This is a genomic window from Phaeodactylibacter xiamenensis (assembly GCF_965229835.1).
GTDB lineage: Bacteria > Bacteroidota > Bacteroidia > Chitinophagales > Saprospiraceae > Phaeodactylibacter > Phaeodactylibacter xiamenensis.
This window is the reverse complement of record NZ_OZ245931.1, coordinates 720,668-746,853: the sequence shown is the minus strand read 5'-3', so window position 1 is coordinate 746,853 and position 26,186 is coordinate 720,668. Positions and strand designations below refer to the sequence as shown.

General features: G+C 51.4%; 21 protein-coding genes and 1 tRNA gene. 10 read left to right on the top strand and 12 right to left on the bottom strand.

Annotation, left to right across the window (positions count from 1 at the left end; translation table 11 throughout):
- The first annotated feature begins 12 nt into the window (after positions 1-12).
- Positions 13-1,023, top strand: coding sequence for a DNA cytosine methyltransferase (locus ACO08I_RS02775; RefSeq protein ID WP_282784450.1), 1,011 nt, complete (start codon positions 13-15; stop codon positions 1,021-1,023).
- On the top strand, positions 1,020-1,880 hold the full coding sequence (locus tag ACO08I_RS02770) for an NgoMIV family type II restriction endonuclease (RefSeq protein ID WP_282784448.1): 861 nt from the start codon (positions 1,020-1,022) through the stop codon (positions 1,878-1,880). Before ACO08I_RS02775 ends, ACO08I_RS02770 begins: the two co-directional genes overlap by 4 nt.
- Before the next feature lie 3 nt (positions 1,881-1,883).
- Here the strand turns inward: ACO08I_RS02770 and ilvN are convergent, their stop codons facing one another.
- The 3 genes from ilvN to ilvD are packed head-to-tail and all read right to left on the bottom strand — an operon-like array spanning position 1,884 to position 5,951.
- Positions 1,884-2,423, bottom strand: a complete 540-nt coding sequence (gene ilvN, locus ACO08I_RS02765; protein ID WP_282784446.1) for an acetolactate synthase small subunit — start codon at positions 2,421-2,423, stop codon at positions 1,884-1,886.
- A 45-nt stretch (positions 2,424-2,468) separates the two neighbouring features.
- A complete protein-coding gene (ilvB, locus tag ACO08I_RS02760) occupies positions 2,469-4,226 on the bottom strand; it encodes a biosynthetic-type acetolactate synthase large subunit (RefSeq protein WP_282784444.1) in 1,758 nt (585 codons plus the stop codon).
- Between the two features lie 45 nt (positions 4,227-4,271).
- Positions 4,272-5,951 carry a dihydroxy-acid dehydratase gene (gene ilvD / locus ACO08I_RS02755; protein WP_282784443.1) on the bottom strand — a complete coding sequence of 560 codons (1,680 nt, stop codon included), beginning with the start codon at positions 5,949-5,951 and terminating at the stop codon, positions 4,272-4,274.
- Between the two features lie 823 nt (positions 5,952-6,774).
- Between ilvD and ACO08I_RS02750 the strand changes: the two genes are divergently transcribed.
- Positions 6,775-7,665: a hypothetical protein gene (locus tag ACO08I_RS02750; protein ID WP_421948406.1), complete on the top strand. Its 891-nt coding sequence runs from the start codon at positions 6,775-6,777 to the stop codon at positions 7,663-7,665.
- Here ACO08I_RS02750 and ACO08I_RS02745 read toward each other — a convergent pair.
- On the bottom strand, positions 7,633-8,322 hold the full coding sequence (locus ACO08I_RS02745; RefSeq protein ID WP_421948405.1) for an autotransporter outer membrane beta-barrel domain-containing protein: 690 nt from the start codon (positions 8,320-8,322) through the stop codon (positions 7,633-7,635). The two genes, ACO08I_RS02750 and ACO08I_RS02745, sit on opposite strands and share 33 nt — an antisense overlap.
- 140 nt (positions 8,323-8,462) lie before the next feature.
- Here ACO08I_RS02745 and ACO08I_RS02740 point away from each other — a divergent pair.
- From ACO08I_RS02740 to ppdK, 5 genes are all read left to right on the top strand, one after another.
- Positions 8,463-8,534, top strand: a tRNA-Arg gene (locus tag ACO08I_RS02740).
- Positions 8,535-8,694: 160 nt separating this feature from the next.
- Positions 8,695-9,162: a DinB family protein gene (locus ACO08I_RS02735; RefSeq protein ID WP_421948404.1), complete on the top strand. Its 468-nt coding sequence runs from the start codon at positions 8,695-8,697 to the stop codon at positions 9,160-9,162.
- Between the two features lie 448 nt (positions 9,163-9,610).
- The gene (locus tag ACO08I_RS02730; protein WP_421948403.1) at positions 9,611-10,363 is read left to right on the top strand and encodes an alpha/beta hydrolase; all 753 of its coding nucleotides are present in this window, start codon (positions 9,611-9,613) and stop codon (positions 10,361-10,363) included.
- 56 nt (positions 10,364-10,419) lie between these two features.
- Complete coding sequence (locus ACO08I_RS02725; protein ID WP_421948402.1) at positions 10,420-11,346, top strand: Gfo/Idh/MocA family protein; 927 nt, start codon at positions 10,420-10,422, stop codon at positions 11,344-11,346.
- Between the two features lie 207 nt (positions 11,347-11,553).
- Positions 11,554-14,310, top strand: coding sequence for a pyruvate, phosphate dikinase (ppdK, locus tag ACO08I_RS02720; RefSeq protein ID WP_421948401.1), 2,757 nt, complete (start codon positions 11,554-11,556; stop codon positions 14,308-14,310).
- A gap of 59 nt (positions 14,311-14,369) precedes the next feature.
- Here the strand turns inward: ppdK and ACO08I_RS02715 are convergent, their stop codons facing one another.
- Together ACO08I_RS02715 and ACO08I_RS02710 are read right to left on the bottom strand one after the other, a co-directional pair.
- Positions 14,370-15,143: a hypothetical protein gene (locus tag ACO08I_RS02715; RefSeq protein ID WP_421948400.1), complete on the bottom strand. Its 774-nt coding sequence runs from the start codon at positions 15,141-15,143 to the stop codon at positions 14,370-14,372.
- A gap of 156 nt (positions 15,144-15,299) precedes the next feature.
- Positions 15,300-16,568 (bottom strand): hypothetical protein, encoded by a 1,269-nt coding sequence (locus ACO08I_RS02710; protein ID WP_421948399.1) that lies wholly within the window; start codon positions 16,566-16,568, stop codon positions 15,300-15,302.
- A gap of 88 nt (positions 16,569-16,656) precedes the next feature.
- Between ACO08I_RS02710 and ACO08I_RS02705 the strand changes: the two genes are divergently transcribed.
- Complete coding sequence (locus tag ACO08I_RS02705; protein ID WP_421948398.1) at positions 16,657-17,853, top strand: ATP-binding protein; 1,197 nt, start codon at positions 16,657-16,659, stop codon at positions 17,851-17,853.
- A 17-nt stretch (positions 17,854-17,870) separates the two neighbouring features.
- Here the strand turns inward: ACO08I_RS02705 and ACO08I_RS02700 are convergent, their stop codons facing one another.
- The 6 genes from ACO08I_RS02700 to ACO08I_RS02675 form a co-directional block, all read right to left on the bottom strand.
- Positions 17,871-18,488: a response regulator transcription factor gene (locus ACO08I_RS02700; protein ID WP_282779109.1), complete on the bottom strand. Its 618-nt coding sequence runs from the start codon at positions 18,486-18,488 to the stop codon at positions 17,871-17,873.
- Entirely contained in the window at positions 18,464-18,697 is a 234-nt protein-coding gene (locus ACO08I_RS02695) for a hypothetical protein (RefSeq protein WP_282779107.1), read from the bottom strand. Before ACO08I_RS02695 ends, ACO08I_RS02700 begins: the two co-directional genes overlap by 25 nt.
- Positions 18,698-18,700: 3 nt before the next feature.
- Positions 18,701-19,636 carry an alpha/beta hydrolase gene (locus ACO08I_RS02690; RefSeq protein WP_282779105.1) on the bottom strand — a complete coding sequence of 312 codons (936 nt, stop codon included), beginning with the start codon at positions 19,634-19,636 and terminating at the stop codon, positions 18,701-18,703.
- On the bottom strand, positions 19,633-20,931 hold the full coding sequence (locus ACO08I_RS02685; protein ID WP_421948397.1) for a hypothetical protein: 1,299 nt from the start codon (positions 20,929-20,931) through the stop codon (positions 19,633-19,635). Before ACO08I_RS02685 ends, ACO08I_RS02690 begins: the two co-directional genes overlap by 4 nt.
- Before the next feature lie 3 nt (positions 20,932-20,934).
- Positions 20,935-21,711 (bottom strand): outer membrane lipoprotein-sorting protein, encoded by a 777-nt coding sequence (locus ACO08I_RS02680; protein ID WP_282779098.1) that lies wholly within the window; start codon positions 21,709-21,711, stop codon positions 20,935-20,937.
- Between the two features lie 134 nt (positions 21,712-21,845).
- Positions 21,846-24,116, bottom strand: coding sequence for an efflux RND transporter permease subunit (locus ACO08I_RS02675; RefSeq protein WP_421948396.1), 2,271 nt, complete (start codon positions 24,114-24,116; stop codon positions 21,846-21,848).
- 180 nt (positions 24,117-24,296) lie between these two features.
- Here ACO08I_RS02675 and ACO08I_RS02670 point away from each other — a divergent pair, with 180 nt between their 5' ends.
- Positions 24,297-26,186, top strand: a complete 1,890-nt coding sequence (locus ACO08I_RS02670; protein ID WP_421948395.1) for a sensor histidine kinase — start codon at positions 24,297-24,299, stop codon at positions 26,184-26,186.

The window sequence follows — 26,186 nt, the reverse complement described above, 5'->3', positions numbered from 1 at the left end:
GAAATGTTTTAAATGAGTGCGATTAATAATCAGCTAACATCGTTGGAAATCTGTGCAGGTGCAGGAGGGCAAGCCATTGGTTTGGAAGCGGCAGGCTTTGAACATGTTGCATTGGTTGAAGTAGATCATCATGCTTGCAATACACTTAGGCATAACCGTCCTTTGTGGAACGTTATTGAAGAAGACGTTCGAAAGTTTGATGGCAAGCCTTTTAAAGGAATCGACCTTTTTGCAGGGGGAGTTCCGTGCCCACCGTTTTCAGTTGCGGGCAAACAGCTGGGTTGGGATGATGAACGCGATTTGTTCCCTGATGCCTTGCGATTGGTGGAAGAAACCCGTCCGAAAGCTGTTATGATTGAGAACGTCAAAGGTTTGATGAGCAAGAAGTTCACAAACTACCGGAAGCAGATTCTTCGCAAGTTGGAGAAGCTTGGGTATTTAGGAGATTGGAAATTGGTTTATGCCGCTGACTATGGCGTGCCTCAGTTGCGCCCCCGTGCTATATTAGTTGGGCTGAAGAAAGCGTACTGGCCTTATTTTGACTGGCCATCGCAAACGGAGGAGAAAAGGCTTACCGTAGGAGAAGCGCTCTATCAGCAGATGAAGGCAAATGGCTGGGAAGGTGCAGTAACGTGGAAAAACAAGGCAAATGATATTGCTCCTACTATAGTTGGAGGGTCTAAAAAGCATGGAGGTGCAGACCTTGGGCCCACAAGAGCAAAAAAAGCCTGGCTTGAACTGGGTGTAAATGGGAAAAGCCTGGCAGATGAGCCTCCCGGGCCCGGCTTTGAAGGGATCCCTAAACTAACCGTCAGAATGGCAGCAATTATTCAAGGCTTCCCCGAGGAGTGGATATTTACCGGAAAAAAAACGGCCTCATACCGGCAAGTTGGTAATGCTTTTCCGCCTCCTGTTGCTAAGGGGATAGGAGCAGCTATCGCTTCTGCTTTGCGAAAAGAACAAGTTTTTGATAAACCAGGAATCGAACTTGAATTTGCATTCTCTGAAAATACAAATAAATGATCGGTGGGCTGATTTCTTCCGAAAGAGCCAGGTTTCATCAGCAACTTTTAGATGAACTGGTCTTTACCAATAATGAAGGTGTACCTAACTTTGCAGATAACAGTCAGCTGTTCAGTAGGGAGGTTGCAAGCCATATTTATGCAGCAATTGGCGGTAAGCTAAAAGTCGGGCGCCTTTCCGGGCAAACGCTTGGGAATCAGTTTGAGGCATTGACCAGTGAGTTCCTCAATGCAACCTTTTTGAAACTAGGTCACCTCCGTCCCGGAAAATGGACAATTGAACAGGTACGGTCAAGAGCTTCTGAATCCATAGCACGGTTTGAGCAATACATTCATCTTATTGATTTGAAAGCACTTGCAATTAACAATCAGGTGCTAGCCGCAGCGTTGGGCAATGATTATTCTATTTCTCCAGACATTGTCGTCGTAAGGGAACCGGAATGCGACGAACACATTAACCTTTATAATACGCTTGTTGATGGTGATACAAATAAGCAGAGCTCATTAAGGAAAAGGGCTAATTCAGCTCCAATTTTACACGCAAGTATATCTTGCAAGTGGACATTACGAAGTGACCGGGCCCAGAATGCCAGGTCTGAAGCTTTAAACCTCCTGAGAAATCGAAAAGGGCGTTCTCCGCATATTGTTATCGTTACTGCGGAACCTACCCCCAGCCGGATCAGCTCTATTGCATTAGGAACTGGTGATATTGATTGTGTTTACCACTTCGCGCTATATGAGTTGCAAAAGGCTGTAGAGGAAATTGGAAATGAAGACAATCAGCATTTACTTAATATCATGATAGAAGGCAAACGGCTTAAAGATATTTCAGACCTGCCACTTGATCTGGCTGTGTGATACCTAAGTATTAGTTTGTTCTGTTTCCAGCTCCTTTAGATACCGGTTCAACCGCTCCATAGGCTTCACAATCGCCACCCGGCCGGAGCGGACGAACTCGTAGATGCCAATTTTCTCCAGCTCATGGAAGAAAGCAGTGGTCTCGTGCTCATGGCCCGTCTTTTCGAGGACAATAAACTCCGGCTCGATCACCAGCACACGGGCATTGTGTTTGCGGATCAGGTGCTCCACATTTTCGCTGTTGCTGAACACGTGGGTGGGCACCTTGTAAAGGGCAATCTCCTGGTAGACGACCTCCTCGGAAGTGTAATAAAAGGCCTTAAGTACATCGACTTGCTTTTCGAGCTGGGCGACGAGCTTCCTGACCATTTCTTCCGTAACCTGCACCACGATGGTGAAACGGTGGATGTCCGGCTGGGAAGACTGGCTGGTGGTGAGGCTCTCGATGTTGATATGGCGGCGGCTGAAGACGGAAACCACCCGTGACATCAGGCCACTGTAGTTCTCCGTGAAAACCGTTATGGTGAATTGTTGCTTTTCCATTTAAGTGAAAATGTGCCGGGCTTCATGCCGGGCCGGTTCATTAGATTAGGCTTTCTTGGGCTGCGGTTCCAGTACAATTTCGTCTACCGCTGCACCGGAAGGCACCATTGGGAAGGTATTGGTTTCTTTCTCCACCCGTACATGCAGGAGGTATGGGCCGTCATGTGCCAGCATTTCCGCTATGGACTCAGAAAGTTCAGCGGGATCGGAGATGGTCTTGCCCGGTACCCCAAACCCTTCTGCAATTTTCACGAAGTCCGGATTTTGCAGCTCTACGGAAGAGTAGCGGCGGTCGAAGAAAAGCTCCTGCCATTGCCGTACCATGCCCAGGAAGTTGTTGTCGAGCAGTACAATTTTCACTGCCGTATCCATTTGGGCGCAAAGCCCGAGCTCCTGAATGGTCATCTGGAAGCCTCCATCGCCGATGAAAGCCACAACCTCACGTTCCGGTTGCGCCAGTTTGGCCCCGAAAGCCGCAGGCAGGCCATAGCCCATCGTCCCTGCCCCCCCGGAGCTGACCCACTGATTGGTGGACTCATAGTCGTAATAGCGGGCTGCGATCATTTGATGCTGGCCTACGTCAGTAGCCACCACGGCCTGTCCTTTGGTTTGGCGGGAGACTTCGCGCACCACCATTCCCATACGGATTTGCCCGTCTTCGGAAGGGGACATATCGTGCCGGATCACTTTTTCCTCTTCTTCTGCGTCCATCTCCTTAAACCGGGCGATCCATTCGGGGTATTGTTTCTCTTTGATCATAGGGAGCAGTTTCTCCAGTGCCTCCTTTGCGTCGGCAAGCACGGCGACATCTGCCGGTACATTCTTATTGATCTCAGAAGGATCGATTTCGATGTGGATGACTTTGGCCTGTTTGGCATATTTTTCCAGATTGCCCGTTACCCGGTCATCGAAGCGCATGCCGATCGCAATGAGCACATCGCAGCGGTTTTGCATTACATTGGGTGCGTAATTGCCGTGCATGCCCAGCATACCCATATGCAGAGGGTGGCTGTTGGGAATACTGCTTAGCCCGTGGATGGTGCACGCCAGTGGAATACCTGACTTCTCTACGAATTGCCGGAAAGCATCTTGTGCATGAGCGATCTGAATACCATGGCCAGCCAGAATCAGCGGCTGTTCAGCGGCATTAATCAGCGCGGCAGCGGCGGTTAATGCGGAGGTGGAAGGTTTTGGCTTGGGCTTGTAAGAGCGGATAGGCCCCTGCTTTTTATATTGAAAATCCAGCATTTCAATCTGAGCATTTTTAGTGATATCGATGACAACCGGGCCGGGGCGCCCGCTGTTGGCAACGTAAAATGCTTTTGCAAATACTTCCGGGATTTCCTTTGCTGAGGTGATCTGATAATTCCATTTTGTGACCGGCATGGTACAATTGATCACGTCTGTTTCCTGAAAGGCATCGCTGCCCAGCAGGTGATAGTAAACCTGCCCGGTAATGCATACCAAAGGGACCGAGTCAAGCAACGCATCAGCAAGCCCGGTGATCAGGTTGGCTGCGCCCGGGCCTGAGGTGGCCATACAAACGCCAGTCTGCCGGGTGACTCTGGCATAACCTTCGGCAGCATGTATAGCTCCTTGCTCGTGCCGGGGCAAAATATGGCGGAGTTGCTTTTCGTAGTGATAAAGGGCATCATACACTGGCATAATGGCACCACCGGGATAACCAAAAATGGTATCTACCTTCTCTTCAATCAGGCATCGGAGGATAGCCTCGGCGCCCGACATATGCTCCGTTTTTCCGGGCAGCTCAATGGTATCAGTTGAAGTGGCTTGCTGTTTCATACATGGTCGATTTTCATGGTCCTGAGAAGTGTGTGCCTGCAAGGGTTACAGCTGGTCGGTTACACAGCCTTCGCTGGCTGAAGTGACCGTTTTGGCATACTTGCGTAAAATGCCGGTGGTAGCCCGCAGCGGTGGTTCCTGCCATGCGGACCGGCGTTTTTCAATTTCAGCTTCGGTAAGGTCTGCTTTAAGCGTATTGTTGACCGCATCGATAATTATGGTATCGCCATCCTGCAGCAGCCCGATGAGGCCACCGGCTTGTGCTTCGGGCGTGATGTGGCCTACTACGAAGCCGTGGGTGCCTCCTGAGAACCGCCCATCGGTAATCAGTGCGACTTCTTTGCCCAGCCCTTCGCCCATAATGGCAGAGGTAGGCTTTAGCATTTCGGGCATGCCCGGAGCGCCTTTGGGGCCACAGTAGCGGATGACCACCACATCGCCGGCTTCAATTTTATGATTGCTGATGGCTTCGTTGGCCTCGACTTCACTATTAAAGACTTTGGCTCTGCCTTTGAAGTATTCGCCTTCCTTGCCAGTGATTTTGGCGACAGCCCCCTGTTCGGCCAGGTTGCCGTAAAGGATGCGGATATGCCCGGTAGGCTTGATGGGGTTGGATACCGGGCGGATCACGTCCTGCCCTTCCTTTAGCCCCTTAATAGTACTCAGGTTTTCCGCAATGGTTTTTCCGGTCACGGTCATGCAGTCGCCGTGCAGGTACCCTTCTTCCAATAGCAACTTCATTACGCCCGGTACACCGCCTACTTCGTAGAGATCTTGCATGACGTACTTGCCACTGGGTTTCAGGTCGGCGATAAAGGGTGTACGGTCACCGATTTTCTGAAAGTCATCGATAGAGAATTCCACCTCGGCAGCCCGGGCGATCGCAATCATGTGCAGCACGGCATTGGTGGACCCGCCAAGGGCAGTGATAACCGTTACCGCATTCTCAAAAGCCTTACGGGTCATGATGTCGCGCGGCTTAATGTCCTCACGCAGCAGATGGTGGATGGCAGCGCCTACTTTGTGGCACTCCGCCTGTTTTTCCATGCTCTCTGCCGGGATGCTGGAGTTGAACGGCAGGCTCATACCCATGGCTTCAATCGCAGATGCCATGGTATTTGCCGTATACATCCCCCCACATGCGCCCGGCCCCGGGCAGGCATTCCTGATAACGGCTTTAAAGTCGGTTTCATCAATCGTTCCGGCAATCCGCTGCCCGTAGGCTTCGAAGGCAGAGACGATATCCAGTTTCTGGTCTTTGTGGCAGCCCGGTGCAATCGTCCCCCCGTAGACAACAAGCCCGGGGCGGTTGAGGCGAGCCAAGGCCATCATAGCGCCCGGCATATTCTTATCACAGCCCACAACTGGCACGATAGCATCATACCACTGTGCAGAAGCCACTGTTTCAATTGAGTCGGCAATAATGTCGCGGGAAGGTAGAGAAAACCGCATACCATCGGTGCCCATAGACATGCCATCGCTTACTCCAATGGTATGAAAAATCAGCCCTAGCAGCCCCTCGGCCTTTACACCGCCTTTGATTTCGGCCGCGAGGTCGTTGAGGTGCATATTACAAGGGTTGCCCTCCCAGCCGGTACTGGCAATGCCCACCTGTGCTTTTTTAAGGTCTTCTTCTGTGAGCCCCAGGGCATAGAGCATCGCCTGAGCTCCCGGACGGGTATCGTCTTGTGTAAGTTCCCTGCTGTACTTGTTGATTGTTGCCATCTTAATTTGTACTTAAAAAAAACAAGCCAACGCGCTTCGGCCGGGCCGGGCGGGGCTTGTATGTATTTTAGGTTGTCGTTGATTTTTCTGATGCTAAGGATTTCAAATGTAGTGGGGCCCTGAGCCAAATGCGAATTAAAAACGGCGGAGTGCTACGGTTTGTTAAAGTGGTATTTTGAGTGTAAAAAACTGGTTGTCAGTGTTTTATTTGGTTTTGGCTTACGAAATTGGGAAGGGTGGGAGGAAGGCGTTTAGTCGCTTTAATCCTTATGCACAGCAGTAGGGTACAGCCTCCACGTAGCGCGGGAATACACTGATGCTGCTGATCTGACTGAGCGTGCTGATCTTGCTAGTCCTGTGCCGCCATACCAGCATGTCCCGCTCTTATGCCCCGCTCGCAATCAGTGGAAATCTGCGCAATCAGTCCAATCTGTGTTCCCTCACGCTACACCCGACAGGAGTACACTGATGCCGCTGATCTGACTGATACCACTGATCTTGCTAGTCCTGTGCCGCCATACCAGCATGTCCCGCTCTTATGCCCCCGCTCGCAATCAGTGGAAATCTGCGCAATCAGTCCAATCTGTGTTCCCTCACGCTACACCCGACAGGAGTACACTGATGCCGCTGATCTGACTGATACCACTGATCTTGCTAGTCCTGTGCCGCCATACCAGCATGTCCCGCTCTTATGCCCCGCTCGCAATCAGTGGAAATCTGCGCAATCAGTCCAATCTGTGTTCCAAACTCTCATGCCCTGTAAACCCCATACCGCTCATTCACGCCCACAATCGTACCTTTGCAGCAAAAAAAATCAACTCTTATGCGGATAACTTCAATTGCAATATTACTGTTCTATAGCTCACTTTTACTCAGTCAGAATTTTCTTAGTAATAAAAAATTTAAACTACCAAAAGAAATTACCGAAGCATCTGGTGCCTATTTTGCTGGTGCTGACAGCCTTTGGTGGCTCAATGACAGTGGGAATGCCCCGGAATTATACCGGACCGATGGGGGAGGAGTATTGCTGGAAGCCTATGCTGTGCCCGGCAGCCTCAACCGGGACTGGGAGGACCTCACTGCGTCACCGGATGGGCGCATCTTTATTGGTGACTTTGGCAACAACGGCAACCGGCGGCAGGATTTATGTATCTACATTTTGTCGAGAGACGGGCAGTTGGACAGTATCCGGTTTGCGTATCCGGATCAGGAAGCTTTCCCTCCGCCCAAAGCAGAGTGGCAGTTCGATATGGAAGGCTTTTTCTATTATCAGGACAGCTTGCACTTGTTCTCCAAAGACAAATCTGAGCAGAGCTTTATCACCAAACATTACAGCCTGCCCGCAAAACCTGGCACCTATACGGCTCAGCTCCGGGGGCAGCTGGAACTGCCTAAACGCATAGTAACAGCGGCAGCTATAAGTGAAGACGGGCAAACGGTAGTTCTTTTAGCCTACCGTTTTAAAATGTTCCTGGGCTTTTTCCCACTCACCCCCGCCGATTTATTCCTCTTCCGGGATTTTGAAGGGACAGACTTCCTCAGCGGGCAGATGCAACGCAAGCGTGGTGCCCGTTGCGTGATGCCCACGCAGTATGAGGCGGTAGACTTTACGGGCCCGAATACCGTTTATATTGCCTCTGAGCGCACCCCTTTATTCCATCAAAAAGCCAAGCGCCGGAAGCTACCGCTGATCGAAACGGATGCCCAGCCGTAGCCCGGCCCAAAACTGTTGAATACTGCTTTCAGTTCTAAAAGGGATCCCTTCTGGCGAAGGAAAAACGGTTCTTAATCCCGCCCATTCGGAGGGCAGATAGTACCGAAAGCCGGCCATCGGAGTGAGGGTAAGGATATCTGATAATCCAATATCAAGACCTGCCCCTGCTCCGATACTGAAAGCAAAAGTATCTTCTTCAATATCGACCGCCGCAGATTCCCGGGTTTGGATGGTGTGCTGAAAATAGGAAACCCCGGGAGAGACCTGCAGGAAAAAGCCTTTCTGAAAGAAATCGCCAGATTTGGAGAAAGTGGGGCAGTCGCAGTCTCCCTCCAGGTCCAACACGTAAAAGTTGGTATTCAGGAACAAGCTAAAGGCATTTTGAGTAAACTCATGCGGATCGCCAACAATATCAATCGTTTGCGCTGAATGACCGAAGTTGAGCTCCGGCAGTAAATCGATGCGGGTTTGCCCCAGCGGTATCCAATAGTCGACACCCACGGCCCAGCCATTGCCAAGCGGGTTTGCCCCTTCGGTACCAGAAGCCGGATAGTTCCAGTCCGGCGCATCATTAAACCGGGCGCTGCCGGAAAGCCCCAGTTGAGCATTCAATTGAATAACAAAAGCTAAAAAGCTAATCAGAAGGAGGGTTCTCATACAGGTATTTTTACCTATAAAAACGCACCAGCACAAAAATGTTATGCTAAGGGGAATTTTAAAGATAGAGTTTGTGTTTTGTAAACTGCTTTCTTATATTTGCAGCCGCTCCGAAAGGAAGCGACTTGAAAATCAAGGTTGGCTCCATAGTACAAGGGATAGTATGTAGGTTTCCGGAACCTAAGATCCAGGTTCGAGTCCTGGTGGAGCTACTAGGTAAAACAAAAAAATAGCTTGAAGCCAGATTCCTCGCGGGTCTGGCTTTTTTATTTGCGCTAAACCCAATCTGCAATTTTATTCGGTTTACATCCTTTTGTTTTTCTGCATTCATCTTGGCCGTAATGTAAAACAGTGTTCTCGAAAACAAAGAAAATGACTCCATCTGAACTCATAATTTTGAATTTAACAGAGATAAGGAGAAGGAGCATCAAAATTTGGAATGGGCTTCCTGAGCGGTATTGCAATTGGAAGCCTGATGAAAAAGCAATGACTGCTATAGAATTAATCAGGCACGTTTTAGAGGCCGATTACGGGTGGAATATTATTATCAGTAACGGAAGTATGGCAAATTATAAAACACCCTGGGAAAACCGGCCATTCGTTAGCGTTGCTGACGAACTTGAATTTGCTAAACCCTACAGAAATAGATTTTTAGAAAGAATCCGACAATTTTCAGATACAGAATTAAGCGAAACTGAAATTATTCATCCCGGAAATGGTGACAAGAAAATCCTTGGGAAGTATTTACTGCGGATTGGCTATCACGAATCTGTTCACGCGGGACAGTTTTTATCCTATTTGAGGGCAATGCAAATCGATAGGCCACAAATATGGGATTGAAAAAACACGTATTATACTGACGATTAAGTGGTTTGCCACAGTAAACCTACTCAATGCTTGCCCGTGTCTCGCCGCCTTTAGGCTTCGACCACTATCTTCGCTGGGATCTCATCCATAGCTGGTTCCCTGAACATGCCGACCATTATTGAAAGCAGCTGCCTGAAAGGAAGAAATCTATTGGCTTGGGGCAAATTGAAGATATCTTCTTTACCTTTATTGGTAAAGGCTTAACTACGCAATAATCCGGTTCTGCCTTGACAGGCTTTACTATTTTAGTCGCCTCTTCTTTGAAGGATTTGCCCTTTTTTGACTACAATTCTTTTCAAATGGAGTGGATTAGTATTTTGCTGAAACGTATCAATCTAAGAAAATTACAGCACAACCAATGACCAGATTTCTTACCTGCTTTCTAATTGTCACATTCTTGCTGGGCTGCAAAAGTAAGCCGATGGTTTATAACGACCCGGTGCCGGTGCATAAGTCGATTGCCATCGACTCCAGGTTTGTCGGAGAAGAACGTATAATCAATATTTGGACGCCTCCCGGTTATGAAGACGGAGGTGCTGCTTTCCCCGTCCTGTATATGCCGGACGGTGGGGTCGGGGAAGACTTTCCGCATATTGCAAATACCCTGGCGGAGCTGATCAAAAGCAACGAAATTGAGCCAGTTATACTCGTAGGCATTGAGAATACAGAGCGGGGAAGGGACTTAACCGGCGCATCCACAGTAGTGGCCCACGAAAAATATGGTATCCCAATGACTGATGGCGCGAAAAACTTCAGGTCATTTATTCTTGAAGAACTCGTGCCCGAAATAGAGCGCAGCTACAGGACTACAGATAAGAATGGGATCATCGGTGAGTCGCTGGCTGGCTTATTTGTTGTCGAAACCTTCCTGCTGCAGCCCGGTGCATTTGATTTCTACATCGCCATGGACCCTTCGCTTTGGTGGAATGACAACTTCCTGGTGAAAAATGCAGCAGCATACCTGACTGAGGTGCCCGACAGCAGCAGAAAACTCTGGTTTGCAGGGTCGAATACTACTGATATTTTCGAGTATACCAGGCAATTGGCCGAGGTCTTACAACGCGAAGAACTGAAGAGCCTGGACTGGACGTACGCTGACGAACCGAATGAAAAGCACCATACCATCTTTAGAGCTACTAAAAAGAAAGCACTGATTTGGACTTTGGGCAGGTGATCTGCAGACAATAGCAATGAAAGAGCCAAAAAACAGGAGTATTTCTCGTGCCGTCAATGGAAAATAAGATAAAGATCGCATTAATAGGTCTCGGGCAAATTGCCCAAAAAGCCTACCTCCCTATCTTAGCTAATCATACCAAAGTAGTTCCCGTTCTTTGTACAAGGAACCCAAAGACACTGGCTGCCTTAGCCCAAAAGTATCGCATCCGTGACACCTACACTAATTTGGAACAGCTCATCCGCTCCAAGCCTGATGCCGCAATGGTCCACAGTTCCACAGAGAGCCATGCAGGTATTGCCTTGCAACTGCTGAAGGCAGAAATCCCTGTTTTTGTCGATAAGCCTTTGAGCTATTCCCTGGAAGAAACAGACCAGGTACTGGAATGCGCCTTCCTAAGTAAAACACCTCTGTACCTGGGCTTCAACCGGCGGTTTGCCCCCATGATCAGGGCATTGGCGGCGGTACCTGACCCTGGGCAGATAAGCTGGCATAAGAACCGCGTGGACTTACCCGGACTGCCGCGAACCTTTATTTTTGACGACTTCATCCATGTGGTCGATAGCCTTCGTTTTCTTGGGAAGGGGCCGGTTCGTAATCTTCACGTTTTTGCAAGCATGAACGGGGGGATGCTGGAAAATATTCAGGTCCGATGGCAACAGGGAGACACCCTGCTGTCCGGCGGCATGAACCGGGTCAGCGGTATCACCGAAGAAAGGGTGGAGTTGTATTCCAAAGGGAACAAGTGGACGATGGACGACCTCAGTTCCGGCACTCACTGCGCCAACGAGCAGACCAGCGCAATGACTTCCGGCTCCTGGGATACCACCCTTTACAAAAGGGGCTTTGTAGGCATGGTGGAAGACTGGCTTCACGTTGCACAATCCCGTACTGTTTCCGCTCCAAGCCTCGAAGATATCCGGGCTACCCATCAGTTGTGTGAAGCCATCCTGGGCAAAGCATTGGAGGGTACAAAAATATAAGGCTGTATCATGTGGAGCCGGTGCTTTATTCGCTGTTTTGGTTGACGACTGCCTGCCACCCTGCTGTCATTTCTCACCTCGTGGGATGACAACCGTCCTTTTCCTGCTCTCATCTTTCCTATAGCTTTAACTTGAACATTACTTTTTTATGCCTGGAGCAATTGTTTGCAGGAAATATTTTTTGCTCAGGAATCAAAACGAATCGTCATGACAAAACAAATCAACATGGACCAACAGCTCGTCTACCGTTTTGGTGGCGGCAGGGCCGACGGAAGCCAGGAAATGAAAAACCTCCTTGGCGGCAAAGGGGCCAACCTCGCAGAAATGGCAGGGCATCCGGAACTTCAACTCCCGGTCCCTCCCGGCTTCACCATAACGACTGATACCTGCAATGCCTATTACGAAGCAGGCCGCCATTTTCCAGCTAAGCTGGAAGATGAAGTGATGGCTGCTCTTGAGCGTATCGAAGAACTTACCGGCAAAACTTACGGCAACGTCAATAACCCCCTCCTTTTATCTGTCCGCTCTGGCGCACGTCAGTCCATGCCTGGCATGATGGATACCGTTCTCAACCTGGGACTGAATGATGAAACCGTGCAAGGCCTTATTGCACAAACGAACGACCCCCGCTTTGCCTACGATGCCTACCGCCGTCTGATTATGATGTATGCCGATGTAGTGATGGAAAAGGCAGCCGGCATTCCGCCGGTACAAGGCAAAGGCATTCGTAAACTGTTGGATGAACACCTGGAAGGGATCAAGAAGGCCCGCGGTTTCGAACTCGATACGGAACTCACCGAAGCCGACCTTCGGCAGATCGTTGCCCACTTCAAAGCCATCGTTAAACGAGAAATTGGAGAGCCCTTCCCTGAAGATCCTATGGCACAGCTATGGGGCGGTATCGGTGCCGTTTTTGATAGCTGGAATGGAAAGCGCGCCAAAGAATACCGTCGTATCGAAGGCCTGCCTGATGAATGGGGCACTGCCGTTAACGTACAGGCTATGGTTTTTGGGAATATGGGCAAAGATTGTGCTACCGGTGTCGCCTTCACCCGAAACCCTGGCACTGGTGAGCATAAGTTTTACGGTGAATTCCTCTTCAATGCACAGGGCGAAGATGTGGTGGCTGGTATCCGCACGCCACAGCCGATCAACGAAGCTTCCAAAAACACACAAAGCGAAAACCTGCAGACCCTTGAGGAGGTGATGCCCGAGATTTATGCACAGCTCAACAATTATCAGCAGCAACTCGAGGCCCACTACAAAGATATGCAGGACCTTGAGTTTACGATTGAGAAAGGCAAGCTTTATATCCTTCAGACCCGTACCGGCAAACGCAATGGCACCGCCGCCGTCCGAATGGCTGCTGAGATGTATCAGGAAGGCATGATTGACAGGCCGACCGCCCTTATGCGGGTCAACCCCAATCAACTGACTGAACTACTGCTGCCCCGCCTCGACGCTATGGCTGAACGTGCCGCCACACCAATCGCAAAAGGCCTGCCTGCTGGTCCCGGTGGTGCCATGGGCAAAGCAGTCTTTTCTTCCGAAAAAGCCGTAGAGCTCAGGCAAGCCGGAGAAAACGTGATCCTGGTGCGCGAAGAAACCTCGCCGGAAGATGTAGACGGGATGTACCACGCTGCCGCTGTACTGACTGCCAAAGGCGGGATGACCTCCCACGCAGCCCTTGTGACCCGAGGCTGGGGTAAGTGCTGTATTGTTGGCTGCAACGGGCTCGATATCAATGAAGCCGAAGGATATTTCACTACACCTGACGGAGCAAAGGTAAAGGAAGGCGACTATATCAGCCTCAATGGTGCTACCGGTAAAGTCTATCTCGGCAGTATGCCCGTGGTGGATGTCGATCTGGCCGATAACGACGCCTACCAAACGCTGATGGCACTGGTAGACGAGACTAAGGTACTGGGCGTGCGCGCCAATGCCGAGTCTCCTGCCGATGCAGCCAATGCCTTGCGCTTTGGAGCTGAGGGCGTGGGCTTGTTCCGCACCGAGCACATGTTCTATGGCAAGGGCAGCGAAAAGCCCCTTTACCTCCTGCGCAAGATGATCCTCAGTGCCAACCGAAAGGAACGCCGGGCTGCGCTGAAGGAGCTGTTCGGTTACATCAAGAGCGATATCAAGAAAACACTGGCGGTTATGAATGGCAAGCCGGTGACTATCCGCCTGCTCGACCCGCCTCTGCATGAATTCGTACCTCACGACCGGCAGCGGCTGGAAGAACTGGCAGAAGAGCTCGCGGTTGACGTCAGTATTCTGGAAAAACGCGTCCTTGCCCTCCACGAAAACAACCCTATGCTGGGCCACCGTGGCGTGCGCCTGGGTATCAGTTATCCCGAGATTACGGAGACCCAAGTCCGGGCTATCCTGGAAGCTGCTGCTGAGCTGAATATGGAAGGGCGGCAGGCACTTCCCGAAATTATGATTCCGGTTACCTGCTCCCGTAATGAGCTGCAGGACCAGGAAAAGATCGTTAAGTGCATCTACAAAGAGGTATGTGCTTCCTTAGGCGTAGACGAAATCCCTTACCTCTTCGGTACAATGATCGAAACGCCACGTGCTGCCCTGCGCAGCGGGCCAATGGCAGAAATCGCACAGTTCTTCAGCTTCGGTACCAACGACCTGACGCAGATGAGCTTTGGCTTCAGCCGGGATGACATCGGCGGCTTCCTGCCCATTTATCTCGAAAAAGGCATTCTTGTCAACGATCCCTTCCAGGTTCTTGACCGCCGCGGCGTGGGCGAGCTTGTAAGATTAGCCGTAGAGCGTGGCCGTGCCCAACGTCCGGGCCTCAAGACCGGCATCTGCGGAGAGCACGGTGGTGAGCCACAGTCTGTAGCTTTCTGCCACCGCATTGGGCTGGATTACGTCAGCTGTTCTCCGTTCCGCGTGCCTATCGCAAGACTGGCAGCGGCGCAGGCGGCGATTCAGCATCCGCGGCAGTAGAAAAACATGAATTTGTTATTGTGAGGAGCCTGCCCTTCGGGGCGGGCTTTTTTCTGAGCTCAGAGCCGGTCTTCAGCCTTGCGTAAGTTAGTATACCAGGCATGATTAGGTTGAATGTTTTCTTCCTCCTGAAGCCGTAGCAAGTGTTGAAGATCAGCCCTGCTGTTTACTTTTTTTAGCAAAGTAACCATTGTATTGATTTGAGGGCGCAATCTTCTGGTTTTCAGCTCCATAAACAGAGATGCCGCGGATGGATAGTCGGGAGCTTTCCCAATCAGCGTATTATATGTGACGAGGTTTCGGGAAATATTCCGGGCGGACATTTCCTCAAGGATTTTCTCCTTTTCTATTTCGGTATTGGCCTTGCTTAGCAAGGTATTGTAGGTTTGTATATTAGGGCTTACATCGTAACTGCTTAAATTACGTAGGATTAGCTGCCCTTCACTAACGGACGGGCTTAGCTTGATGAGCCCGTTGAGCGTGTAAGTGTTTGGATACAAGCCCAGTACGGTCATTTCGTCTAGTAAAAGCAGCGCATCTTCCAGGCTGTTGGATTTGGATAGCAACACATTATAGGTAGTGGTGTTGACAGGAGTATTGTGCTGTTCCTGATAGCGCTGTATGGTTTGTTCCATCTGCTTTTTGGTCTCATGAAGCTGTAGGTGGGCGTTCAAAACATCAGTTACAGGCTGCGCACCGCGCTTGGAGTACTGTTCGAGTAAGCGGTCTGCACTTTTGATGGCTTCGCGCCGGGATAATTGCCGTTGTTTTATTGATGCCTTCAGCCCCCGCAGTTCCTGTACCCATTCTCTTACATTGATGTTTTTGTCCATAGTTTTTGGTTATGTTTTATTGTCTGTTGCCCTTTCCCCACTGTTACCCGGCCATACCTTGATAACGGGTATTTAATTCCACTTTAGAGTCTTTCATTCGACAGGCTTTAGCCTTCAAAATAAAGAAACTTTGTCTTACTCCAAATCCAGCCAAAATCACACCAACACCTCCCCAACCCGTACCCGCCACTTCGGAAACCCGTCCACCAGCCCGGACTCACTGTTTTCATGGTTCACTTTGCTGAAAAGGAGGTCTTCATTCCGGGCATGGTCCAGATAGACCCGGCGGCCGTTTTCGCGGATGAAGTTGATCTCCCGCTCAATAAGCCGGAATTTATGCTGCAGGGAAGTCCCCGGGCGATCTATGCTCCAGATGTAGGTGGCGTGGCTATTAAGCAGCTCCCAGATGAAGTGGTCCATGGTTTCTCCTTCCACGTGAAAGAGGAAGCCGAATTTGGGGCTTAGCGTAAACCGCAGCCCGGCACGTTGGCTTTGAAGCTGGCCGGATAAATACAGTAATTGCTTGCGGTTCCTGATTTTTTCGGACTCCAGCAGGTCTGTAAGTAAGTCCTTGTCACTTTGGCGGATGGTGTTGCCCAATTCGGCCTCGTCGAAGCCTTCGAAGTACTCTTCGGGGGTGAAAAGACTCTTGTCTACCGTGATTTTTTTGGGCTTGAAAATAGCATCTTCCAGCCGCAGCTTCCGGACGGTGGCAATGAACTTATCATTGATCTGACTAATTTCTTTCGATTGGCAGCGGATTTCAATGTGGTCCGCTTCATCAATTTCCAGGTAACCACGTACTTCGATCATTTTCTTACCCAGTGCTTTGGCAAAAAAAGGCTTCACATGGTCAAATTCGGGTAGGATATTGGGGTTCTCAATGGGGATGGTCAGGGTTTGTTCCGGCAGCTCTTTTACCTGGTACCTGACTTCCACGTAGCCCATTTTGAAAACGGCTTTGTTCAGTGGATACTCAAAGTGCAGGTCAATGCGGGTCTTTTGCTCTTCCGGCTCCGAAAAGTCCACCCAATCCTCATCCGATGACCGGGTCATGCGCCAGGTTTTTGAGGTTTCCAGGATGGGCTGGAATAATTGTTTGTTGTAAATATTCATCAGAGGTTCCAGCGCCTCCCACTGCAAGGGGCTGAACACCAGGTTCCGGAAAGGGAACTTAGCCTTTTGCCTGGCAAAAGCAGCCCGCTGTCCTTCTGTATCATAGTCCACGATTGCTACTTTCAGAAGAGACCGGCCGGCATCAAAGGAAAGCAGCCGGGCTTTCCAAAAGATTTCAGACCGCTCATTGAAGTTGAAAGTCTCTTTTGGTGGGAAATTGGTATGCGCCCAGGGAATACGGGCGTCCTTGTTGTAGAAAACACCCTCATTGGTAATGCGAAGGATAATATGTTTTTCCGGTTTGCCCATTATTCAAATGTACTCAATCTCAGAACAAAAGTAATATAGCAACCAGTAGATTAGACATTTTGTTAGCTTTACAGTTCAAGTATAATTTATGACACGGCGAGAAGTAGAGGATCTGCTAAAAGATATGGAGTCGGACCGCATTGAGCGTACAATAAGCTTTCGGGAAGACAAGCTTGGTCCGGCGGTGTGTGCATTTGCCAACGATCTGCCAGGATTTGGAAAGGCTGGCTACCTCTTGTTGGGCGTTAAGGACGATGGCCGTTTGGCTGGACTGACTATTGGTGATACGGAGTTACAAAAAATCGGCGATGTTCGCCAAAATGGTAATGTGCTACCCCCGCCACAATTAATGGTCAGCCCTGTTTTTCATTTTGATGAAGGAGATGTAGTTGTAGTCAAGGTTGATCCTGCCGATTTTCCACCCGTTCGTTACAAAGGACGGGTGTACATCCGGGTTGGCCCCCGAAAAGGAGTAGCGACGGAGCAAGAAGAACGCCGTTTGATCGAAAAGCGGATTGCACATGCCCGCACCTTTGACGAACAACCCTGCCTGCAAAGTAGCATGGAGGACTTAAATATGGAATACTTCAAGCTGCGTTACCTCCCCACTGCCATTGATGTAGAAACTTTAGCGGCCAACCATCGCGACAGCAAGGAACAACTCAGCTCTTTAGGGTTTTTCGATTTGCACCAAAACTGTTGTACCAATGCCGGGATATTGATGTTCGGGCGGGCCCCCCGCGCTCACCTGCACGGCGCATATCTCCAATATATCCGATTCAACAGCAATGAAATGGATATGGGCGCTTTACGGGCTGAGAAAGAGTTTTCGGGTGCTCTGGTAGCTGTGCTCGAGCAAATATCTGACTTTGTAAAGGTTAACATTATAGAAGAACGGACAGTAGCTAAAGATGGATTTCAGCAGGAAAAAAAGGTGAATTATCCCCTATGGGCGCTACGTGAATTAGCCATGAACGCGGTCATGCACCGCAGTTATGAGTCCAACGCACCTATTTACATATACCATTTTACGGACCGGATTGAAATCATAAATCCAGGTAGCCTGTATGGTGAAGTACGGCCGGAGAATTTCCCGGGAGCCAGTGATTACCGCAATCCTGTTTTGGCAACCGCCATGAAGAACCTCAACTACGTGAACCGTTTCAATTTTGGCATTTTCAATGCGCAGAAACAGTTAGCAAAAAACGGCAATCCTCCTGCTGAATTCGATCTGAGCTTGCAAACCAAGTTCAAAGTGACGATATGGATCAATCAAAACTGGTAAGTCCAAAAAATTAGTTCTCACCCCTTCATCACCTCCTGTAGCTTGTACAGCAGCTCCACCCGGTTGTGCACATCGAATTTGCCATACATATTTTTTAGATGGAACTTCACGGTATTGATACTGATAAAAAGGGCATCTGCTGTAGCTTGTGCATTTTTGCCCTTGTAGATGCACGAAAGCACTTCCTGTTCCCGGCGGCTCAGGGGGGCAGGGAGGGTGTTGTTGATACGCTCCAGGTCTAGCTCCGGCGCCAGGGTTTTGGTGCGTTGAGACCAGGCAATTTCAATAGTGGAGTACAGCTGCTCCCCGGTAAAGGGCTTGACGATGTACCCCAGTGGAGCCGTTTCTTTGACTTTCGCCAGGGTGCCGGCATCTGCGTAGGAGGTCAGAAAGATAAACGGGATGGCATACTTTTCCCGCAGGTAGGCAGCGATGTCCAGACCGCTGATTTGATCTTCCAGGTTGATATCCAGCAAAACCAGCTGCGGGCGCTCCGACTCAATAAGCGTAAGGGCGGGCCCGCCCCGGTGAGCAATACCGCAGACTTCATAGCCGTTGAGCTGGCAGAGGTCGGCAATATCCTCTGCAATGAGGGGCTCGTCCTCTACAATCAATATCTTAAGTCGGTCTTCCATAGGCGGTATAGGTTTGCTGATAGCCGTTTGCAGTATCGGGATGCCCGGTTCCAAATATACGGTTTAGGATGAAGTTGCCGGATAATGGCTGTGGAGGTTCTCGCCTGCTCCTGTTCACGGATCAGTGTGTCCACTTCCTGCCAGGTGTTCTCCAGCTCGGCCAGTAGCATTTGCTCAAGGGTGTCGGGTGATAGTTGCGGGTGTTGCATGTTTTAGGGTGTTATAAAGTTTAGCACCTGCCGCCGAACGGTATCACAGCGAAGGTTGTGCCCCAGCCCGCTCGTAATGATGGGCTTTACATGCGGCAGGGCGTTCAGGATCGCTTTGGTCTCCTGATGGGGTACGACAATATCTTTTTCATCGGCTACCAGTAGTGTATTAGGCGGGCCGAGCTGCTGCAGGTGCTCAATGAGGCAAAAATAGCTCAGCGGCTTGCCAGTATATTTGGGGATCCATGCCCGGGTATCCGATAGTACGGTCTCAGATACGCCGAGGCAGCGGGCAAATTTGCTCATCAGGGCATCGCAATTGGAGAAGGTACTCATGAGCACAAATTTGCCGATACGGACTTTTCCTGCCTGCTCACTCGCACTGATCACCCCGGCCAGGCTGCCCATGGAGTGCGCCAGAACGGCATGCCAGTGCGTGCGCGAACGGATGAGCTGACCAGCACAGCGGATGTAGTCCGGTACCGACAGGAACCGCCCGGGCGATTGTCCGTGGCTGGGCGCATCCATCACTACGGCCTGATAGCCGGCGCGGCATAGTTCCTGTACGTAGGGTGCCCAGCGTGCGCCGTTGCTGCACCAGCCGTGGAGTAGCAATACAGCTGGCCCCTGCCCAAAGGTATAAGTATAAAACCGGTGCTTGCCACAGCGGTGCTCCTGCCGTTGTCCACTTTCGTAAAATGCCCGGTCGGCAGCCCTGACTGGGCGGCGGACCGCCACCGAAAGTGCGCCCATTGTCAGTCGGCAGCCGGCCTTGGAGTGCACCTGATGCACCGTATTGATGACCTGCCCCACCCGGTGGATGTAGGGCGGGAAAAAGCGGGCTGCCATAAGTTGGGTATTATCGATAGCTGGTGCTGAACCAGACTTCCCGACTGGCAGCAATTGATGAGCGGATAGAGATTTTGTCGTAGCTTTCATAGGATAGGTCGGATTAGGTGTAATGCAATTCTGCTGTTGGTCTTGAAATGCCCGAAAAAGCTCTGCCCGGATCCGCCGAGCCAGCCACCGCTAAGCTCCGCCCGCAGCGGTGCCCAGGCTTTGCAGATCAGCCGGGGCTCCAGGTAAAAGCCTTCGGCCCGGAACTCGGCTACTGCCCGCAGGGCGGCTGACCAATTGTAGTTGATTTGCAATTCAGTATCTATCAGCAGCGCAGTTTGAAAAATATGATCGATCTCGGTGGGCGCGTACTGCCCACTTTGGTGCGGAAAGACCTGCAGGAACTGCGCCACCAGCCTCAGGTGCCGTTCCGGGTGCTCAAAGGTCCAGAAGCGGTCCGCTCCTAAGGAGCAGAAGGTATACTGGTCGGGGGTGATTTCACCGGTCTCGCCGATGCGTTTACTGTCCACAAAAGCCGCTTCTCCCCAGAGATTCCACTCACCGGCCCAGGTGCTCAAATTCAGTGCACTGATCATCATGGGCTCGAAGTGGAGCTGCACTTCATAAGGTACCGGGCTCACCATCGGTTCCTGTAATTGTATTTGGCTCAGAGGAATGTCGTTATTGCCATACAGCCAGCTGCCGAGCACCTGCACCCGCCCCACTTCCGTGGAAAGGCTGCCGCTGAGCAGGGGCAGGCGTTTTTGGTAATGCGACGCTGCGCCCTCATAGGCCATCGTGGCTTCTCCACCCGGTACAGCCATGCGCTGTGGCAGATTCACCCAGCGGTTGTCTTCCAGATACAGACGGGAACGGTTGTCGGGATGGAAAGCACGAAGCATAAACTCCGTACGCCCTTTGCTGTAGCGTGCTTCCAGCCCCCAAAGCCCCAGCCGCTCTTCTTCCGTGTCCAGCACATCGTAGTAATCGTAGCGGTTGGCGAGATCCATGGCGCTGAATCCGGTGAGTGCGCCCCACTTGACCGTTTGCTTGCCGGCTTTGAGGAAGTAATGCCCCTGACGGTAGTAGACGTATGCCTCATTGGCCCACAGTCGGTTGCGGCGGCGTTCGTCCGGGTTGACATTGGCGATCAACACTGCCCGCCCTTTCCAGTATTTGCCGTAGTTCACTTCGCCTTCCAGCTCTGCCCGGGCTTCCCCCTGCCAGCGGTACAGGCCAGCGGGGTTCTGACCGGGATAGTACCGGCTTAGTACCCTTGCCTGACCGTGAAGTGCGGTGGACCAGTTGTTATCGGCTTCCTGGGCAACGGTGGTCGCCGCAATTCCGGAAAGGTATAACCCCAGCAGGGTTTTAAGTATGTTTTTTAGGTGCCTCACGGATTAACGGGTTTCCATCCAGGTCGTAGAAAACATGGCCGCATCTACGCCAGCGTCAATTGCAAAGCCGCTGTACTGCACCTTTGTGGTATTGCCCGTCTGTACATTCTCCATTTTGATCTGATGTGCCCGGTGGTGCCCGCCTGAGCCGACCGGCCGGATATCTGTGGCGGTGTAGGTTTTCAGGTGTTCTCCTTTGTGGCCATAAAAGCGGGTCTGCACCATCAGGTGAGTGGCTTGGTCAATCCACAGCAACCGTTTGCCATATTGGGTACGAAGGCCTTCGCGGGGCAGCGCTTCGAGTTTGTAGGCTGGTCGGCCGTTGATGGTTTCTTCCCCCAGCAGGGTATACTGATAGTCGTCGATGGGTTCCGAAAGGTGGCCGGAGAGGTCTTCGTAGGTGATCTCCGTGCCCATAAACCGGTCGGACTTTTTGCTGGGCGAAATACGCTTACTCATGCGCAGGGCAGGCAGGTAAAGCCACTGCTCATCGTCTTTGCGCTCCTGTTGAATCGTTAGCGTTGCCGTACCGGCCACGTCCTGCGGGTCTGTAAATTCCAGCAGCAGGTTGTAGGTATAGTCGCCCTTGTCGGTGCGCAGGATGTACTGCTGCAGGGTGCGGGTCTGTTTTCTGCCCGACTTGCTAATATTGGTGTACGTCAGCTGCCCGGTGAGGTCTTGCACAGCGGTAGCCTGACGGTGGGCTTCCATGATGGCCGCAGCATCGGGCAGTACAGGTGTGGAAAACAGGGTTACAATCAAAGTGAATGCCAAAATCATCGTATCGAATTTTTGGGGATTGAAAAATGAGGTTATGCTCGGAACGGAGAGGTTTGGGATTTAGGCACAAACCCGACGCACGAGTATATGCCGACACGAAGTCATGTTTGGTCCCAAACTACTTCGTCGTCGGTTTATGCAAATTCGGGGGTAGCCAGTTGCCGTTCTTTTTGCGTAAGCAGCACCGGGTACAGCACCATGGTATTCAGAAATATGAGTAACATAGACAGGGCCAGCAGCCAGCCAAAGTGCTGTACCGGCAGGAAGCCCGAAAACGACAGCACGCTGAAGCCGGCGATATTGGAAGCGGCATCGTAAGCAATGGCCTGCCCGGTGTGGAGGCTGTTATGGGTGATGGCTTCATCTGCTGGCATTTCCTCCCGGTCGCGGAAGTAGCCCACCAGGTAGTGCACGGCAAAATCCACGCCTATACCCACAATCATGGCCGTAAGCAGGGCAGTGCTAATGCCCAGCCGTATGCCGATTACGCCCATCAGCCCAAAGACCATTAGCAAAGAAACGGTGATGGGTAACAGTGCCATCAGGCTCTTGGGCAAGGACCGGAAAATGATGAGGCAGCTGAGAAAAACGATCAGCAGGGCCAGGATGATGTTCTGTACCTTCCCTTCCACGATGTAGGTGCCGAGGGCGATGCGGTGCATGACGTCTCCGCCAAATGTCAGAGGGGTGTTCCCTGCCGGGAAGAAGCGGGCCGCATCACGCTGTATATCTTCGTAAAGCGCCTGATGCACTTCGGGGTCTGAGGATTTCAGGAAGACCTGAATCCGGGCCTGATTATCGTCTTCGGAGCGGAGCGCAAAGACCTCGCCCGGGGTGGCTGACATCTCGTGGAGCATCAGGTACTGTGCAATTTCGGAGCTGCCGGGCAGGGCATCGGTTTCCCCGTTTAGGTTGGTACTTAAGTGATGTACTACATCCCGGTAGGAGTAGGTATGCCCGACTTCTTCGTAATCCATGAGGTAATCCTGAAAGCCGTTCAGGTTACGGAAAAAGGCTTCGTCTTTAATGCCGCCGTAGGCCGTGGCATCCACCACGATATCCATAGTGCGTACCCCGCTGAGTTTGTCGTTGAAGGTCTCCGCCGCGATGCGCCCCTGATGGGATTTGGGGAAGAACTTCAGGTAGTCATCCCCGATTTTCACCTGCCCGATGAAGTAAACCGCACCGGCAATGAGCAGTAAATAGGCCACTGTAATAGCACGCCGGTGCCCCTGTGCCATTTGCGTAAGCGAACGCAGGAAGCGCTGTAGCCTGCCTGATTGATAAGCTTTGCCCGCAGGCGGCTTCAGCAGTGCACATACTGCCGGCAGAAAAGTCAGGCAAATGACCGTAGCCAGTAAAAAGCCAACGGAGCCGATAATACCAAACTCCCGCAGGGAGGTGATTTTGAAAATCAGAAGGCTGGCGGAGCCCAGAGCTGAAGTCAGCCCGGTAATCAGGATAGGCAATCCGATTTTTTGCAGAGTGGCTTCCGCCAAAGCAGGGCCGGTGCTGTGCTGATCTGCCAGCCGGTAGTAGGCATTCATAAAGTGGATGGCGTAGGAAGAGGCAACCGCTACCATAATCACTGGTAATGCATTGGAGACAACGGTGACCGGCAGCCCGGCGTAGCCCATGAAACCCATCGTCCACAGTATGCTCATGATGACCATGCCCACCGGCAGTAGCACGCCCGGCAGCCGTCGGAAGGAGATATAAAAACCAATGAAAATCAGCACAATGGCAATGGGTATGAAGCGGCGGGAATCGCCACTGATTCCACGCTGCACATCTTCTACCAGAACCGGCGCTCCGGTAATATGGATGCGTTCCGGGCCCGCATAGTGATCCGCGAGCTCCGAAACAGCATCATAAACCGTACCTCCCTCGAAGCCCTCTTCAAGGGCAGCTGCAATAACCGTGAGGGATTCGTCGGCACTAACCAGTCGGTCAAGGACCATGGCATTGCCTGCCACATCTGCTTTGAGTTGCTGCCATGCTGCTTCATCGGCCGGCAGCTCATCCAGAAAGCCCCCGGTTTCCAGCCCCCAGTCCCGCTGACTGACGTTGGAGAGGGTTGCCAGGCTTACGATTTCATCAGAAAGCACGTGAGGCACCTTCGCGAGCTCATTGGATATATCGATGATCTTCTGAGCGGTCTCCGGAGTGTATACGGATTCGGTTTCGAGCCCGATCAGCACGATGCTGCGTTCTCCGAATGTTGCTTTGGCGGCTTCAATGCCCTGATTGATGGGATCATCGGCGGGAAGTTCACCGTCGAAGCTGTTGCGGGTTTCCAATCGGCTCAGCCCCCCGGCCATTAGCAGGGTGATGGCGAACAGCGCCAGTAAAGTCGTCTTTGGACGGGTGTAACTCAATCGCAGGAGTGGTTGGAATATATGCATGGTTTTGGGTGTAAAAGGTTTGGTATCAGAATACGTCTGCAAGCTACAGGGATATCCCCGGCAGGAAGCTACCCGTTCGGATAGTTTTGAGAGAAGAGCGTGCAAGCTGAGGAGATATGCCCTATCTTCATGGGGTGATTTTGATTTCTAAACCCTCTATAACCTGGAAACCGACCTCCGATGAAAAAACAATTGTTTCTGATGCTTTGCCTCGCTGTTGTGGCTGTTCTGCATGGCCAGAAAAGTGAAGTGCAGCTTACCATTGACTCCTTATTAAACGAAGCCTGGGCACAGGCCCGGTCGCAGCCCGGAGAGAGCCTTCGTATCCTCGGGGATATCGAAAGTTTTTACACGGAAGACAGTAGCCGTTATAAAGAGGACGTGGTTTGGTATTACTATGGTATCTTCAACAAGAACCTGAACCGGTTTGAAGAGAGCGAGGCTTATTTCAATCGTTACGAGGCTTTTCATCGGGCTGCCAAACATCCCCGGCTGGTAGCTGCCGTCAATATGGCTAAGGCAAATTTGTATTCTGATATGGGGGATTTTGCCCGCAGTATGGAGGCCGTTATAGATGCCTACCGCGCTTACGAGTCTGTAGAAGATACCGCTGGCATGCTGGTTACAAGCAATAAGCTGGGCGCCCTGTACACTGAAGCCGACCGCATGGATGACGCCATTATCAAGTTAAGGGAAACCCTGGAACTGGCCCGGTTTTCCGGTAATCAGGTGCAGGAGCAAATCGCCTATACCAATCTGGGAGTCGCTTATGAAAACAAGGGAGATTTGGCGGCAGCTTACACCCACTACGAACGGGCTTACCAAATCGGGGAGGCCAAAGAGGGCGACTACGACAAAGTCCTCAACCGCTACAATATGGCGCACATTCTCACCCAAATGGGCAAGTGGGAAGCTGCGGCGCCCTACGCTGAAGCCTGCGCCCGCCTCGCTGATTCCATCAATGTTCCGGACCTGAGTGCGGCCAGCCGCCGCCTGCTGGCTGATTTCTTAATTGAGGAAGGGGAGTATGAACGCGGCATTAGCATGCTGCTGCCGCAAACGGATTCCACATACTCTATGGGGCTGAAAGACCGGGCTGAGGCCTACGAACTGCTGGTCAAAGCCTATCGGCAGACCGGAGACTACCGGCGTGGCTTCGGAGCGCTGGAACAATTCAAAACCCTGAGCGACAGCGTTACGGGCATAGAGCGGCTCAACCGCATTAATGAATTGTCTGCGCAGTACGAGACGGAAAAAAAGCAGCAGCAAATTGCTATGCTTGACCTGGAGAACCAAACCGCCAGAGCTGTCATCAGCCAGAAAAACCGGACGATCACCATTGGGATTGTTGGCTTAGTGCTTATCACCGGGCTGAGTATCTTCCTTTATGGGCTGTACCGCAAGTACCGCCGTCAGCAGGAGCAGCTCTCGGTTGCACTGGAAGAAAAAGAGTACCTCATCAAGGAGATCCACCACCGGGTAAAGAACAACTTACAGATTATCTCCAGCCTGCTGCAACTCCAGGCTCGCTATATTGACGAGCCTATCGCGCTGGAAGCCCTGAACGATGGGGAAAACAGGGTGCGCTCCATGTCTATCATCCACCACCACCTCTACACGGGCGAGCACCTCAGCCAGGTCAACCTGCCAGAGTATGTTGCCAATCTCTGCAGCAACCTGGAGGCTTCCTACCGGCCCGGCGACAAGGCCATTGTACTGCACCAGGCAGTGCCCAGCCTATTGCTTGATGTATCTGTGATGATTCCGCTCGGCCTGATTCTTAATGAACTCCTGACTAATGCTTACAAGTATGCCTTTGAGGGATTACAAAAGGGTAATATCTGGGTCAGCATTGAAGAAACGGGTGGGCACCTGCTCGTTGAAGTGAAGGATGATGGTGTGGGCATGCACCCGGAAACGGTTCAGAAAGGCTTCGGTTCCCGCCTTATCCGGGCTTTTTTGCGGAAACTGGAAGCGGAAATGGAAAGCAGTCAGCCGGAGAAAGGTACTGCAATTCAGATTCTGATCCCCAATTATATCCGGAACAGTGCTTTGCAGCAGACGGGCTAA

Coding starts and splice junctions, on each gene's coding strand:
- ACO08I_RS02770 (WP_282784448.1), top strand. CDS start 1,020: ATGATCGGTGGGCTGATTTCTTCCGAAAGAGCCAGGTTTCATCAGCAA.
- ACO08I_RS02680 (WP_282779098.1), bottom strand. CDS start 21,711: ATGATTTTGGCATTCACTTTGATTGTAACCCTGTTTTCCACACCTGTA.
- ACO08I_RS02700 (WP_282779109.1), bottom strand. CDS start 18,488: ATGGAAGACCGACTTAAGATATTGATTGTAGAGGACGAGCCCCTCATT.
- ACO08I_RS02775 (WP_282784450.1), top strand. CDS start 13: ATGAGTGCGATTAATAATCAGCTAACATCGTTGGAAATCTGTGCAGGT.
- ACO08I_RS02725 (WP_421948402.1), top strand. CDS start 10,420: ATGGAAAATAAGATAAAGATCGCATTAATAGGTCTCGGGCAAATTGCC.
- ACO08I_RS02730 (WP_421948403.1), top strand. CDS start 9,611: ATGGTTTATAACGACCCGGTGCCGGTGCATAAGTCGATTGCCATCGAC.
- ilvB (WP_282784444.1), bottom strand. CDS start 4,226: ATGAAACAGCAAGCCACTTCAACTGATACCATTGAGCTGCCCGGAAAA.
- ACO08I_RS02705 (WP_421948398.1), top strand. CDS start 16,657: ATGACACGGCGAGAAGTAGAGGATCTGCTAAAAGATATGGAGTCGGAC.
- ACO08I_RS02750 (WP_421948406.1), top strand. CDS start 6,775: ATGCGGATAACTTCAATTGCAATATTACTGTTCTATAGCTCACTTTTA.
- ilvN (WP_282784446.1), bottom strand. CDS start 2,423: ATGGAAAAGCAACAATTCACCATAACGGTTTTCACGGAGAACTACAGT.
- ACO08I_RS02745 (WP_421948405.1), bottom strand. CDS start 8,322: ATGAGAACCCTCCTTCTGATTAGCTTTTTAGCTTTTGTTATTCAATTG.
- ACO08I_RS02690 (WP_282779105.1), bottom strand. CDS start 19,636: ATGAAAGCTACGACAAAATCTCTATCCGCTCATCAATTGCTGCCAGTC.
- ilvD (WP_282784443.1), bottom strand. CDS start 5,951: ATGGCAACAATCAACAAGTACAGCAGGGAACTTACACAAGACGATACC.
- ACO08I_RS02715 (WP_421948400.1), bottom strand. CDS start 15,143: ATGGACAAAAACATCAATGTAAGAGAATGGGTACAGGAACTGCGGGGG.
- ACO08I_RS02710 (WP_421948399.1), bottom strand. CDS start 16,568: ATGGGCAAACCGGAAAAACATATTATCCTTCGCATTACCAATGAGGGT.
- ACO08I_RS02695 (WP_282779107.1), bottom strand. CDS start 18,697: ATGCAACACCCGCAACTATCACCCGACACCCTTGAGCAAATGCTACTG.
- ACO08I_RS02670 (WP_421948395.1), top strand. CDS start 24,297: ATGAAAAAACAATTGTTTCTGATGCTTTGCCTCGCTGTTGTGGCTGTT.
- ACO08I_RS02735 (WP_421948404.1), top strand. CDS start 8,695: ATGACTCCATCTGAACTCATAATTTTGAATTTAACAGAGATAAGGAGA.
- ACO08I_RS02675 (WP_421948396.1), bottom strand. CDS start 24,116: ATGCATATATTCCAACCACTCCTGCGATTGAGTTACACCCGTCCAAAG.
- ppdK (WP_421948401.1), top strand. CDS start 11,554: ATGACAAAACAAATCAACATGGACCAACAGCTCGTCTACCGTTTTGGT.